This window comes from uncultured Neglectibacter sp. (assembly GCA_937958185.1).
In the GTDB taxonomy this organism is placed as follows: domain Bacteria; phylum Bacillota; class Clostridia; order Oscillospirales; family Acutalibacteraceae; genus Acutalibacter.
Window position 1 is genome coordinate 1 of the sequence record CALFFN010000030.1, and the last position, 13,121, is coordinate 13,121.

A 13,121-nucleotide genomic window follows, 5' to 3' on the forward strand; every position below is an offset into this window, starting at 1 on the left:
TAATTTTCAAGGTCCATTTGCTCCCAAATTCTCAGGCTTTTCCGCGACCTGGCGCCTCCCGGCTCTCTGCCGCTTCCTTGCCCTCTCTTTTGAGCGCTCGATTATCTTATCACATTCCATACCCTCCTGTCAACACTTTTTTTCAGATTTTTGAAAAAAGTTTTTCAAAGAAGATTTGCAGAGGATTTTCAAAAAACTTTGGGAAGTTTCCTGTACAATTCCCTGCCGGATGTGATATACTTATCCCGTTGCTTCTCTTATACATAATAAATAAGAGGACCAACGGCTCCGCTTTACGGAGTGTTTCAAGTATACCACAGTTTCCCGAAGAAGTGCAAGCTTTTTTCGCGAACTCTTTCACTTTTTTCTATTATCCCCAAAATCTGGACATTATCCGAAAGGCGGTATCTATATGCCCATTCGCATTCAGGCGGAGCTGCCCGCTGTAGAGGTGCTGGAACAGGAAAATATTTTCGTGATGACCCATGAGCGGGCGGCGGGGCAGGATATCCGTCCGCTGAAGATCGCCATTTTGAACCTCATGCCCACCAAGCTGGAAACGGAAACCCAGCTGCTGCGGCTGCTGGGCAACACGCCTTTACAGGTGGACGTGGAGCTGCTGCACACAGCGAGCCATGTGAGCAAAAATACCAGCGCTTCCCATCTCAATACCTTTTATAAAACTTTTGACGACGTAAAGGCGGAGAAATTCGACGGGCTGATCATCACCGGGGCGCCGGTGGAGCAGCTGCCCTTTGAAGAGGTGGATTACTGGGACGAGATGTGCCGCATTATGGAGTGGAGCAAGGAAAATGTGTACTCTGTGCTGCATATCTGCTGGGGCGCCCAGGCTGGGCTGTATTATCATTACGGCGTGCCAAAGTACGACCTGCCGGAAAAGCTCAGCGGCATTTACAAGCACAGGGTATTGAACCCCTATCACCCGCTGATGCGGGGGTTCGACGACAATTACTTTGCCCCCCATTCCCGGTACACGGAGACTCGGCTGGAGGACGTGAAGCTCCACGAGGAGCTGATCCCGCTGGCAGTGTCGGACAGGGCGGGCTTACATATTGTAGCCGAGCGGACCGGGCGGCAGTTCTTTGTGACGGGGCACGCGGAATATGACCGGGACACACTGGCAAAGGAATATTTCCGGGACGTGAACAAGGGGCTGAACCCGAAGGTCCCCTACAATTATTTCCCGAATGACGACGACACGAAAACGCCGCCGTTTACCTGGCGGAGCAACGCCCATCTGCTGGTCTCCAACTGGCTGAATTACTTTGTGTACCAGCAGACGCCCTATGATTTTCTTGGCAAGGAGGAGCTTCCATGAACCTGCTTTCCACAAAGGAGCTGAGCGAGCTGCTGTATGAACAGGGCGCGGGACTGGTGGGCTTCGGGGACATGGCAGGGCTTTCCTATGACGGGCTGGACCGCACGGTGGCGCTGGCTGTCCCCCTCCCTGCAGAAACGGTAGAGGGGATCGCAGCCGGACCGACCAGAGAATATTTTCAGCAGTACCACGCGCTGAATGAAAAGCTGGACCGCCTTGCCGAAGCGGCGGCGGAATACATCGTTCAGCACGGGTTCCGGGCAGTGGCGCAGACTACCACCGTTGTGGTGGAAAACGCCGGATACCACACGGCTGTCCCCCACAAGACCTGCTGTACCCGGGCGGGGCTGGGGTGGATCGGCAAAAACGCGCTGCTGGTCACGCCGGAGTACGGCTCGGCGGTGCGGCTGAGCTCGGTGCTGACCGACGGGGAATTTGATTCCTATGGACAGGCGATCGATGCTTCCCGATGCGGAAGCTGCAAGAACTGCACGGAATCCTGCCCCGGAAAAGCCATTACCGGCACGCTGTGGGATATTACAACAGAACGGGAACAGCTGGTGGACGTGGAAGCCTGCCGCAAAGCGGCACGAAAGCTGGCAGCGGAGCGGATACAGGAGGAGATCACCCTGTGCGGGAAATGTATCCAGGTGTGCCCGTACACGCAGAGATATTTGAAAAGGAGCGAGAAAAGCCATGAAATATGACGGCATTTTATTCGATCTGGACGGAACGCTGTGGAACGCCGCAAAGCCTGTCTGGGAATCCTGGACGATAGCGCTGAAGGACGCGCCGGACATAGAGCGCCCGCCGACCATGCAGGAGCTGGAAAACGTGATGGGCATGACGGCGGAGGGGCTGATGCGAAAGCTGTACCCCCAGCTTTCCAGGGAACGGGGGCTGGAGCTGTTCGCCCGGTGCTGTGAGGTGGAAAACGAGCACCTGCGGAAAAACGGCGGCATACTGTACGAGGGCATGGAAGAAATGCTGAGCGCCCTGTCAAAAGAAGCGCCGTTATTTATCGTGAGCAACTGCAACGACGGGTACATTTCCTGCTTCCTGGAAGCCCATAAGATGGAACAATATTTCACCGACTGGGAATGCAGCGGCGTGACCGGGCTGGAAAAAGGCGACAACATTCGTCTGGTGGTGGAGCGCAACCATTTGAAAGCGCCCGTTTATGTTGGGGACACCGTCATCGACTGCAACGCCGCAAAGCAGGCAGGGGTGCCTTTCCTGCATGCCGGGTACGGGTTCGGCACGGTGCCGCCGGGGGCGGTCAGCGCGGAAAGCCCCGCAAAGGTGCTGGAATATCTGCAAAATTCTTAAAAGGGGAACGGTATGAAAACCAATCTGCTGTTTTCCAGCTTTCCGTTCATCGCCGGGGAAAAGGTGACGCTGACCCGTATGACGGAGCTGGACTTGAGATCACTGTGGGAGATCATGGGGGACGATGAAAATTACCGCTTCGCCCCTACCGCCGCTTTACGCACTTATTCGGAATGCGCCCCCAAGCTGCGGCAGGCGGAGGCGCTGTTCCGGGAGCGGAAGGCTGTCGTTCTCGGCATCTATTCCAATGACGGCAACCACCAATTGGTGGGTATTTTTGAAATCTTTGACGTAGCGCCGGAGGTGGAAACTGCCTCGATCCGCTTTACCATCAACCGAAGATACTGGGGCAAGGGGTATGCTTCCGGGGCGCTCAGAGAGGTGACGGAATATCTGATGGAAAAGGTGGAACTGCACCGTATCCAGGCTTATGTCATGCCCATCAATTACCGGGGCATTCTGGTGCTGGAGCGCTGCGGCTTCCAGAAGGAGGGCACGATCCGGGAGGGAATCCTCTGGCCGGACAAGGGCATTGTGGACCTTTCCCTCTATTCCCTGCTGCCCACGGACCTGCGTCCAAAGAAAGCAGGACAGCCCTTCTATTTATAGAAGCAGAACATAGAAAAACCCCCGAAGGTCTCTTCAAGACCCTCGGGGGTTTTTATCTGACAACTAACTACTTACAACTAATATCTAACTTAGTACATCTCGGGAGCGGCAGGGGCTGCGGGAGGTGTGGGCTCCTTGATGTCCGCCACCAGGGATTCGGTGGTCAGAATGGTGGAAGCCACGGAGGAAGCGTTCTGCAGGGCGGAACGGGTGACCTTGGTGGGGTCCACGATGCCGGACTCGACCATATCCTGGAACTCGCCGGTCAGGGCATTGTAGCCATAGCCGACCTGATTCTTTGCCTTGAGCTGCTCCACGATGATCGATCCTTCGATACCGGCGTTGGCAGCGATCTGGCGGACAGGCTCCTCCAGAGCCTTCAACACGATAGCGGCGCCGGTCTTTTCGTCGCCCTCAGCGGACTCCACATATGCCTTGACGGCAGGGATCGCGTCGATGCAGGCAGTGCCGCCGCCGGCTACGATACCCTCTTCCACGGCTGCCTTGGTGGCTGCCAGAGCGTCCTCGATACGGAGCTTCTTTTCCTTCATTTCGATCTCAGTAGCAGCGCCGACCTTGATAACGGCTACGCCGCCAGCCAGCTTTGCCAGGCGCTCCTGCAGCTTCTCTCTGTCGAAATCAGAGGTGGTGGTTTCGATCTGGGCGCGGATCTGGTTCACGCGGGACTTGATGTCCTCGGAATTGCCGGCGCCGTCTACGATAATGGTGTTTTCCTTATCGACCTTGACCTGACGGGCGCGGCCCAGCTGGCTCACCTGCGCGTCCTTCAGCTCCAGACCCAGTTCCTCGGAAATGACCTGACCGCCTGTCAGAACGGCGATATCCTGAAGCATTTCCTTTCTGCGGTCGCCGAAGCCGGGGGCTTTGACCGCCACGCAGGTGAAGGTGCCGCGCAGCCTATTGAGGATCAGGGTGGTGAGAGCCTCGCCCTCGATATCCTCGGCAACGATCAGCAGCTTCTTGCCGGACTGTACCACCTGCTCCAGCAGGGGCAGGATCTCCTGAATGTTGGAAATTTTCTTATCGGTGATGAGGATATAGGGATCGTCCAGCTCGGCGACCATTTTATCGGTATCGGTTGCCATGTAAGGAGTGATGTAGCCGCGGTCGAACATCATGCCCTCTACCACTTCGCTGTAGGTATCGGCGGTCTTGCTTTCCTCCACGGTGATGACGCCGTCGGAGGTGACCTTTTCCATGGCTTCGGCGATCAGATTGCCGATCTCGTCGCTGGAAGAGGAAACGGCAGCCACACGGGCGATATCCTTGGTGCCGGACACCTTGTGGGAGTTTTTCTCGATAGCTTCCACAGCGACCTCAGTCGCCTTCTGCACGCCCTTGCGCAGCACCATGGGGTTCGCGCCTGCGGTGACGTTCTTCATGCCCTCGCGGACCAGCGCCTGTGCCAGCAGCGTGGCGGTGGTAGTACCGTCGCCGGCGATGTCGTTGGTCTTGGTGGCAACTTCCTTTACCAACTGTGCGCCCATGTTCTCATAGGGATCGTCCAGCTCCACCTCTTTTGCGATGGTCACGCCGTCGTTGGTGATAAGGGGGGCGCCAAATTTCTTATCCAGCACCACGTTGCGCCCCTTGGGCCCCAGAGTGATCTTTACCGTATCGGCAAGCTGGTTCACGCCGTTCAAAAGAGCCTTGCGTGCGTCCTCGCCGTAAATAATCTGCTTTGCCATTGTATCATGTCCTTTCCAAATTTACTGAATGATTGTGTGCGAAACCTTATTCGACGATTGCCAAAATGTCGGACTGCTTGACGATGGTGTACTCCTCGCCGTCGATCTTCACCTCAGTGCCGGTGTACTTGGCGGAGATGACGCGGTCGCCCTCTTTCAGGTACATCTTAACTTCCTTGCCGTCCACCTCGCCGCCGGGACCTACCGCGACGACCCGGGCGATCTGGGGCTTCTCCTGGGACTTTGCCGCCAGCACGATGCCGCTTTTGGTGGTCTCTTCCGCTTCCTCAGCCTTGATAAGAACTCTGTCCAGCAGTGGTTTAATGGTCATGAACCTCACCTTGGCTCCCTTTGATTTTCCGTTTTCAGGAGCCTATCCTTTCTCCCCGGAAAAAATCTGTCGTTTTCGCTCTCTCCGGGGAAGAAAGCTAAAACCGCACAGCCGCGCTTCACGCCGCCATACGAAAAAAGGAAATCTTAGTTGTCCGCCGCATTTTTCCCGGCGGTCCCAGGGGATTTTTCCGTGCCGTCCTTTGACAAGGATTTAGCACTCTTGTTCCCTGAGTGCTAAACTTATTTTAGCCACATGGTCAGGAAAAGTCAATAGGCTTTTTTGAAAAATTTGACTTTTAACAAATCCTTCATATTTTCGGGTTTTGCTTCCGGCTTTTGGACGCCGGAGGGCGACCAGTTGACTGCCCCTTCCCCATTTCTTCCCTTCCTTTCCCAACATCGAGAATCCAATTTGACCTTCCCCGCGTTTTCAGGTATGATACTTTTAGGAGGAATCACAACTATGGCGCACTACGATTTAACACAAGGACCTGTCACAAAAACTATGCTGCGCTTTGCCCTGCCTATGATCTGCGGCAACCTGCTGCAGCAATTTTACAATATTGCCGACACGCTGATCGTGGGAAGGGCGCTGGGGGCAACGGCGCTGGCGGCCGTTGGCTCCGCCTACACACTGATGACCTTTCTCACCTCTATTTTACTGGGGCTGTGCATGGGCAGCGGCGCGGTGTTTTCCATGCGGTACGGGGAAAAGAATCTGGAAAAGCTGAGAAACGACCGCTTTGTTTCCTTTGTGCTGATCGCCGCGCTGACGCTTCTTTTGAACACAGCCGCCTTTCTGGGGCTGGACTGGATTTTGCGGGCGCTGTCCGTACCGGGCGAGGTCTATCCGCTCATGCGGGAATATGTTTGGATCATCTTCTTCGGGATCGCCGCCACCTTTTTCTATAATTATTACGCCTCGCTTCTGCGCGCGGTGGGGAACTCTCTTGCGCCGCTGCTGTTTTTAGGCGTTTCCGCGGCGCTGAACATCGTGCTGGACCTGCTGTTTGTGCTGGCGTTCCACTGGGGGATCGCCGGGGCTGCCTGGGCGACGGTGATCGCGCAGTGGTGCTCCGGCGTGGGGATATTGGTGTACACGCTGGTGAAATTCCCGTGGCTGCGCCTTACCCGGAGCACGGCAAAGCTCAGCGGGAAAGCCTTTCGGGAGATCGGCGGAGCGTCCATTCTCACCTGCCTGCAGCAGTCCGTGATGAATCTGGGTATCCTGATGGTGCAGGGGCTGGTGAACAGCTTCGGCGCGGGCGTGATGGCTGCTTTTGCGGCGGCGGTGAAGATCGACTCTTTCGCCTATATGCCGGTGCAGGATTTCGGCAACGCTTTTTCCACCTTTATCGCCCAGAACCACGGGGCAAAAAAACAGGAACGCATCGGGCAGGGGATCCGCGCGGCGGTGAAGGCTTCCCTGATTTTTTCCCTGTGCGTTTCCGCTGTGGTCGTGCTGTTCGCCCGGCAGCTGCTGCTCCTCTTTATCCAGCCCCAGGAGACGGAAATCCTGGCGGTGGGAGTGCAGTACCTGCGGATCGAGGGGGCGTTTTACTGCGGCATCGGCGGGCTGTTTTTACTTTACGGGCTGTACCGCGCCATTGAGCGCCCGGGAATGTCCCTGGTGCTTACCGGGATTTCACTGGGCACCCGGGTGCTGCTTGCCTATACCCTGTCCGCCCTGCCCCAGGTGGGCGTTGCCGGGATCTGGTGGTCAGTGCCCATCGGGTGGTTTTTAGCGGATACCGTCGGCGTGCTGTATTATCGACAGCTAAAAAAGCGGAATCCAGCATGAAAAATCCCCTGCAAATCGCAGGGGATTTTTATTCTAAAAAATTTACTGTGGGGAAAAAGCAGCTTTCCACTCCGGGTAATCCTCTTTCAGCAGGGAATAGCACATATCGTCCATGATTTTCCCGTCGCTGCGGCGGGTGGCGTGATGAATGGTGCCCTCATAATGAAAGCCGCATTTTTCGATGACACGGCGGGAACGGTCGTTTTCGGAAAAGTGGCTGATCCCCAGCACGTCCACCTTTTCCCGCTCGAAGGCGCGGACAATCATGGCGGTAACGGCCTCCGTCATGTAGCCATTGCCCCACTGGTCCTTCCGCAGCTCGTAGCCCAGGGACAGGGCGTGCACATGGAAACGGCGCAGGTCGTCCTGGAACTTGATGCGCCCTATGACCTCCCCCGTTTCCTTCAGCACAATGGCAAAGCAGCCCTCGCTGCGGCAGTCCCGGTTGAACTGGGTCATGGCTTTTTCCAGAGTGCTCAGGGTTTCCGTCCCGGCGGGAACCATCACCTCCGGGTCGGACATGATCTTGACGTATTCCCGGAAATCCTCCCGCTTCCAGCGGCGGAGCAGCAGCCGCCCGGTTTCCGTTTCCCCTTTCAACTTTTGCAGCAGAGACATCACATATCCCCTCACTTAAAATACTGGTAAAACTGGCACTTTATCATGCCGTTGTACAGCTTCCGGCGCTTGTCCGCTTTCCTGCCGAACAGGGCTTCAAATTCCTCGTCCGGGGTGATGACGCCGTAGCTCCACCCCGGCTGCCGGAGAAAAACCTGACCCATGACTTTGTACAGCTCCCGGGCAGAGCGGACGTCCAGCAGGCGTTCGCCATAGGGCGGGTTGCAGACCACGCAGCCGTAGCGGTCGGCGCAGGTGAAATCGCGCACGTCCTGCTGCCGCGCCTGCACATATTTCCCCACCCCGGCTTTTTTCGCGTTTTCCAGCGTCAGGGAAACCGCGGCTGGGTCAAGGTCAAAGCCGGTGGCATGAAAGGTTGCGTCCGTTCGGATTTGGGCGGCTGCCCGTTCCCGCTCGGCTTTCCAGACGGCTTTATCCGCGTCCTGCCATGTTTCGGCGTTAAAGCGGCGGTGAAGCCCGGGGGCGGTATGGGTGGCGAGCAGGGCGGCTTCGATCAGGAGCGTTCCCGAACCGCAGAAGGGGTCTAAGAAATTGCCGTCGGTGCGGACGCGGGCAAGCTTCACCAGCGCCGCCGCCAGCGTTTCCTTCATGGGAGCTTCCGTGGACTCCCTGCGGTAGCCCCGCTTGTGCAGCCCGGCGCCGCTGGTGTCCAGCAAAATGCTGACCTTATCCTTCAAAATACGGAACCGAATGCGGTGGAGCGCGCCTGTCTCCGGGAACCAGGACAGGTGGTATTTTTCTTTCAGCCGCTCCACCACCGCTTTTTTCACAATGGACTGGCAGTCCGGCACGCTGTGGAGCTGGCTGGAAAGGGAACTGCCCGTGACGGGAAATTCGTCGTCCTGCCGGAGGTATTCCTCCCAGGGCAATGCTTTGACCCCCTGGAACAGCTCTTCAAAGCTTGCCGCCGGGAACTCGCCCAGCAAAATCATGACGCGCTCGGAATAACGGCAGTTCAGGTTGGCGCGGGCAAGGATTGCCTCGTTTCCCGAAAAAAGCACCCGCCCGTTTTCCGCCGCCACCTCTTCACAGCCCATATCCCGCAGCTCCTCCGCCGCCAGACCTTCCACGCCCAGCAGACAGGGTACGCAAAACCTGATCTTTTCCTGCATTTTTTCCTCTTTTCCGCAAAACAGCGGGAAAACCGTCACGGTTTTCCCGCCGCTCTCATACTATTTTATCTTACAAGCTTCCCCGCTCACTTCACATCGGGGATCAGCAAGCCGTAATTGCCGTCTTTCCTGCGGTACACCACATTGATCTCTCCGCTTTCGTCGTCCCGGAACAGGAAAAATTCGTGATCCATCATGTTCATCTGGAGAATGGCTTCCTCAGGAGTCATGACCTCCACAAAGAACCGCTTGGTGCGCACCACGTCCAGGGCTTCGTCCGGCTCATCGTAATAATAATCGTCCGCAAGCTCCACGCCGGGGGACATTTTCTTCGCCTTCTCCAGCCGGGTCTTGTTCCGGCGGATCTGCCTGCCCAGGGCGGCAATGGCGTGATCCAGCGCTTCATTCATTTCAGGAGCCGTATCCTCCGCCCGGTAGATCATGCCGCGCTGGCGGATCGTGACCTCCACTGTCTGGCGGTTCTTTTCCACCGTCGCGGTGACGGTGGCTTCGGCGTCCTCGTCAAATATCCTGTCGAATTTGGAGAGCTTCCGTTCCGCCATTTCCTTAAAGTTGTTTCTCAGCGTGACTTTTCTTCCGATAACATTGATCTTCATGTTGTGTACTCCCTTTCGACAGATTTCAGGAAATCTTCCTGCAATTTGATTTTAGCAGATTTCCACAAAATAGTCAATAGGCTTCTTTCAAATTAGTACAGTTTTGTGACGGGTAACGTGACAGCCCACGTTGACCGCCACCGGCAGCCCGGCGATATGTGTGGGGTACGCCTCCACGTTCACGGCAAGGGCGGTCACCTTCCCGCCAAAGCCCTGGGGTCCTACATCTGTCTCATTGACCGCGCGGAGCAGCTTTTCTTCCAGATCGGCATAGTAAGGATCGGGGTTCCGCCGGGAAACGTCCCTGCACAGCGCCTGCTTCGCAAGAAGGGCGCAAAGCTCGAAATCCCCTCCGATCCCCACGCCCAGCACGATGGGCGGGCAGGGGTTGCTGCCCGCGAGGACGACGGTCTCCGTGACAAAATCCACAATGTCCTCCGGCTTTGCCGCCGGGGTGAACATTTTCAGGCGGCTCATGTTCTCGCTGCCAAAGCCCTTGGGGGCGACGGTCAGGCGGAGCCTGTCCCCTGGAACCAGCCTGGTATGGAGCACCGCGGGGGTGTTGTCCCCGGTATTTTCCCTGCGGAGAGGGTCCTTTACCACAGAGCAGCGGAGCAGACCTGTGAGATAGCCCTCCCGCACACCCTGATGGACAGCGGCTTCAAAATCGCCGATGATGTGGAGCTCCTGCCCCACCTCGGCAAACACCACCGCCATGCCCGTGTCCTGGCAAATGGGGATCTCCATGCCCCTCGCCGCGTCCAGGTTCCGGCACAGGTCGCAGAGAATGGCTTTCCCCGCAGGGCTTTCCTCCCGGGCGGGGCTTTCCCGCACCAGCCGCTCCAGATCGGCTGGCAGCTCCCGGTTGGCGTCGATACACGCCTGCCGGACGGCGGCGGCGATCGATTCACTGTTTACTTCCCGCATAAGCTCTCCTTTCCAGATAGAAAAAAGCCCGCTTGGGCTTTCAGTCTGTTGATAAAATCTCCAATTCACGAATACGGAGGGAAAGAGAATTGTGAGAGAGAACTCTGACAGTTCTCTCTCACTTTTCAATCACAGCATCGTGAGAAAATCTTTGATTTCCTCACGATGTTTGAGCGGGACGAAATATTTTTTCGACACGCTCAAAAGCCCGTTTGGGCTTTTTTGATCTGCTTTATTTCTGCCCCCGGCGGGTAGAACCCTTCCGCAGGTCCACCCCACTGCGTTTGAGGTCGGACATTTTCTCATCGCTGGTCTGCTTAAAGCGGGACATCATATCTTCAAAGCTGCCGCTGTCGTTGCGGCGGCTCTGCCACTCAAAATCTCCCGGTCTGCCGGGGCTGGGCTGGGGCGCCGGATGAGGGCGGTGCTGGGGACGGGAGCTGCGCCCGCTGTCCCGGCGGAAGCCGCCTTCCTGACGGCGCGGAGGGCGGCGCTGCTCTTCTGGCAGCGCTTTTTTGATGGACAGGCTGATCTTTCCCTCTTCGCTGACGGAGAGGACCTTCACCTTAACCGCCTGCCCCTCTGTCAGGAAATCCTTGATTTCATTGACAAAGGTAGGCGCGACCTCGGAAATATGTACCATTCCTGTCTGACCGCCCTCAAAGGTCACGAAAGCGCCGAATTTTGTGATACCGCTTACCTTACCCTCATAGATCTCTCCAACCTCAAGCTGCATAGAAAGCCATTTCCTCCTCGGTTTTTTCGGCTTGGATATATTGTGCAGGGCGGTTAGTCTCCGCCGCCCACATCCACAAAAATACGTTCCTCGGGCTTGGCGTAATCAAGGTCTTCCCGGGCTTTCCGTTCCGCATATTCCTTCAGCCCGTTATCATTTTCCAGAGAACTGACCGTTTTCTGGATCTCCGCGTTTTTGGTATTCTGCATTTCGATCTGTGTTTGCAGCGCCGCAAGCTCCGCCCGCTTATCAGAGATACGCATTTGCCAAAAAACCAAAGTGACCAAAGCAGCACCCGCCAGCACGAACAGAGCGATCCTCAGCGGCACGAAGCCGCGATATTTTTCTGTTTTGATCTCGTGCAACAGCGCCGCCTCCCGTCTGTTTCGGAACCCGGAGTTTCCGTTTCTTTCCTTATTGTCCTATTATATACTGGTAGACATAAGTTTTTCAAGTCTTTTTTCCCGTTTTTTTCGCTTTTTTTCCGTCCTTTTTGCGGTTTTTCGCAGGTTTCCGCTTCTTAGGGCGAAAATGCGAGACGAGAATGCCCCAACGTTTCCGAAAAAAAGAGGAAACCTTACAAAAAATTTTTTTGAGCCGCCGCGCCGCGCCGGACACAAAGGGACCCAGAGCCGTTACCACCGCCCAGCCGCCCAAAAGCTGGAGCAGCGCCTGTAACAGCCGCAGCCTGCCCCGGTCTACCGCCAGGGCGCAGAGGAAGACCACGAGGGTACAGAGACAGCAGTAAAGGATGTCCAGCAGCGCCGTCAGAAGCTTCCCCGCGTGGGTGAGGATCCGCACGACCCGGAACAGCAAAAGAAGGCAGCCCAGAGCCGCCCCCGCTGCCAGACAGAAAAAGAGAAGCTCCCCCGTAACCGTCATCATTGGAACAGCCGCCCCAGCGTGGAACGCGCCTGCCTTTTCTCCGTATAGGAAACCGCGATGATCTCTCCCACTACCAGCATATCCCCGGTGTCGGAGCTGAGCACGTCGATGTGCATTCCTCTGCCCTTGATATGAAATTGCCCCGTGTCCGTCTCCGCCGTAATCAACTCATCGCTGCAATAGATGACCCGGTTGATGCCGGTAGCGGTGAGCCTTTCACGGGAGTCCACGGTAAAAGCGTGCTTTCTTGCAGGTTTTTCCCGTTCTGCCATATGCTCCATTCCTTTCCTGGTTTCAAAGAAATGGATATGCCGCGGGAAGAAAAATCATTCCTCCATAGGCGCAGAATGCGCCCACTGCTTGGAGACGCCCGGTGCTTTTGCGAAGCAAAAGAGAGGTCGTGAGACCTCAGGGGGTCTCTCTGATGATCGCTTTGCGATCATTTTCACCTTGCGGTGGGCAATCGTGCAGCTTCTTTATGCAAGGAAACAACCAGCAACCCGACCACAGCTTTTTTCCTTTCCAGCATCTATCGTCCATTTAGAGAAGCCCAGTCTTTCCGCAGGAAAGGCTTATGCTTCTTGCGAAACAAAAGAGAGGTCGTGAGACCTCAGGGGTTCTCTCTGATGATCGCTTTGCGATCATTATTCCAGCATTTGATAGAGGTCGGAGGCTTCCTCTTTTTTGGCGTATTCCGTAACGGAAAGCACCCGCGCCTTCAGCACGCGCTCACCCAGGGAAATTTCCAGCACGTCCCCTGCCTTGACGTCGTAGGAAGCCCGTGCCGCCTTGCCGTTTACCAGCACACGCCCTGCATCGCAGGCTTCGTTTGCCACGGTGCGGCGCTTGATCAAGCGGGAAATTTTCAAATACTTATCCAAACGCATATCGTTTTCTCCTGTTTCCTGATTTGATATTGGAGCGTGGAATGGAATTTCTTTTTCGGACTGCTGCCGGTCAGACCGCCCGGTCACGACCAGTACACGCTGGCTCCACAAAAAGATTTTCCTCTTGTGAATTGCCGCGGTCGGGTCGCCCGGTCACGACCAGTACACGCTGGCTCCACAAAAAGATTTTCCTCTTGT

At 56.2% G+C, this 13,121-nt stretch carries 16 protein-coding genes; 5 read left to right on the forward strand and 11 right to left on the reverse strand.

Annotated features, from left to right (window positions below):
• Positions 1 to 412: 412 nt before the first annotated feature.
• From metA to AB8996_RS10085, 4 genes are read left to right on the forward strand one after another with little or no spacing between them, the layout of a single operon-like run.
• Entirely contained in the window at positions 413 to 1,339 is a 927-nt protein-coding gene (gene metA / locus AB8996_RS10070) for a homoserine O-succinyltransferase (protein ID WP_369298855.1), read from the forward strand.
• A complete protein-coding gene (locus tag AB8996_RS10075; protein ID WP_369298856.1) occupies positions 1,336 to 2,046 on the forward strand; it encodes a 4Fe-4S double cluster binding domain-containing protein in 711 nt (236 codons plus the stop codon). The genes metA and AB8996_RS10075 overlap by 4 nt, the downstream gene beginning before the upstream one ends.
• Positions 2,036 to 2,668 carry an HAD family hydrolase gene (locus AB8996_RS10080; protein WP_369298857.1) on the forward strand — a complete coding sequence of 211 codons (633 nt, stop codon included), beginning with the start codon at positions 2,036 to 2,038 and terminating at the stop codon, positions 2,666 to 2,668. The genes AB8996_RS10075 and AB8996_RS10080 overlap by 11 nt, the downstream gene beginning before the upstream one ends.
• Before the next feature lie 12 nt (positions 2,669 to 2,680).
• Positions 2,681 to 3,277 (forward strand): GNAT family N-acetyltransferase, encoded by a 597-nt coding sequence (locus AB8996_RS10085; protein ID WP_369298858.1) that lies wholly within the window; start codon positions 2,681 to 2,683, stop codon positions 3,275 to 3,277.
• 89 nt (positions 3,278 to 3,366) lie between these two features.
• Here the strand turns inward: AB8996_RS10085 and groL are convergent, their stop codons facing one another.
• Positions 3,367 to 4,986 carry a chaperonin GroEL gene (gene groL, locus AB8996_RS10090; protein WP_369298859.1) on the reverse strand — a complete coding sequence of 540 codons (1,620 nt, stop codon included), beginning with the start codon at positions 4,984 to 4,986 and terminating at the stop codon, positions 3,367 to 3,369.
• Between the two features lie 46 nt (positions 4,987 to 5,032).
• The gene (gene groES / locus AB8996_RS10095; RefSeq protein WP_369298860.1) at positions 5,033 to 5,317 is read right to left on the reverse strand and encodes a co-chaperone GroES; all 285 of its coding nucleotides are present in this window, start codon (positions 5,315 to 5,317) and stop codon (positions 5,033 to 5,035) included.
• A gap of 465 nt (positions 5,318 to 5,782) precedes the next feature.
• Between groES and AB8996_RS10100 the strand changes: the two genes are divergently transcribed.
• Positions 5,783 to 7,120, forward strand: a complete 1,338-nt coding sequence (locus AB8996_RS10100; protein ID WP_369298861.1) for an MATE family efflux transporter — start codon at positions 5,783 to 5,785, stop codon at positions 7,118 to 7,120.
• Between the two features lie 42 nt (positions 7,121 to 7,162).
• Here AB8996_RS10100 and AB8996_RS10105 read toward each other — a convergent pair whose 3' ends face one another.
• The 9 genes from AB8996_RS10105 to AB8996_RS10145 all read right to left on the reverse strand — a co-directional run bounded on the left by AB8996_RS10105 (position 7,163) and on the right by AB8996_RS10145 (position 12,923).
• Positions 7,163 to 7,738: a GNAT family N-acetyltransferase gene (locus tag AB8996_RS10105; protein WP_369298862.1), complete on the reverse strand. Its 576-nt coding sequence runs from the start codon at positions 7,736 to 7,738 to the stop codon at positions 7,163 to 7,165.
• Positions 7,739 to 7,749: 11 nt separating this feature from the next.
• A complete protein-coding gene (locus AB8996_RS10110) occupies positions 7,750 to 8,871 on the reverse strand; it encodes a class I SAM-dependent RNA methyltransferase (RefSeq protein WP_369298863.1) in 1,122 nt (373 codons plus the stop codon).
• 86 nt (positions 8,872 to 8,957) lie between these two features.
• Positions 8,958 to 9,488: a ribosome-associated translation inhibitor RaiA gene (gene raiA, locus AB8996_RS10115; RefSeq protein ID WP_369298864.1), complete on the reverse strand. Its 531-nt coding sequence runs from the start codon at positions 9,486 to 9,488 to the stop codon at positions 8,958 to 8,960.
• 87 nt (positions 9,489 to 9,575) lie between these two features.
• Positions 9,576 to 10,415: a fumarate hydratase gene (locus AB8996_RS10120; protein ID WP_369298865.1), complete on the reverse strand. Its 840-nt coding sequence runs from the start codon at positions 10,413 to 10,415 to the stop codon at positions 9,576 to 9,578.
• 232 nt (positions 10,416 to 10,647) lie between these two features.
• On the reverse strand, positions 10,648 to 11,151 hold the full coding sequence (locus AB8996_RS10125) for a S1 RNA-binding domain-containing protein (RefSeq protein WP_369298866.1): 504 nt from the start codon (positions 11,149 to 11,151) through the stop codon (positions 10,648 to 10,650).
• Between the two features lie 53 nt (positions 11,152 to 11,204).
• Positions 11,205 to 11,516, reverse strand: a complete 312-nt coding sequence (locus AB8996_RS10130) for a septum formation initiator family protein (RefSeq protein WP_369298867.1) — start codon at positions 11,514 to 11,516, stop codon at positions 11,205 to 11,207.
• An 85-nt stretch (positions 11,517 to 11,601) separates the two neighbouring features.
• Complete coding sequence (gene yabQ / locus AB8996_RS10135) at positions 11,602 to 12,036, reverse strand: spore cortex biosynthesis protein YabQ (RefSeq protein ID WP_369298868.1); 435 nt, start codon at positions 12,034 to 12,036, stop codon at positions 11,602 to 11,604.
• Positions 12,033 to 12,308: a YabP/YqfC family sporulation protein gene (locus tag AB8996_RS10140; RefSeq protein WP_369298869.1), complete on the reverse strand. Its 276-nt coding sequence runs from the start codon at positions 12,306 to 12,308 to the stop codon at positions 12,033 to 12,035. The genes yabQ and AB8996_RS10140 overlap by 4 nt, the downstream gene beginning before the upstream one ends.
• A gap of 372 nt (positions 12,309 to 12,680) precedes the next feature.
• A complete protein-coding gene (locus tag AB8996_RS10145) occupies positions 12,681 to 12,923 on the reverse strand; it encodes an RNA-binding S4 domain-containing protein (protein ID WP_369298870.1) in 243 nt (80 codons plus the stop codon).
• Between the last annotated feature and the right edge of the window lie 198 nt (positions 12,924 to 13,121).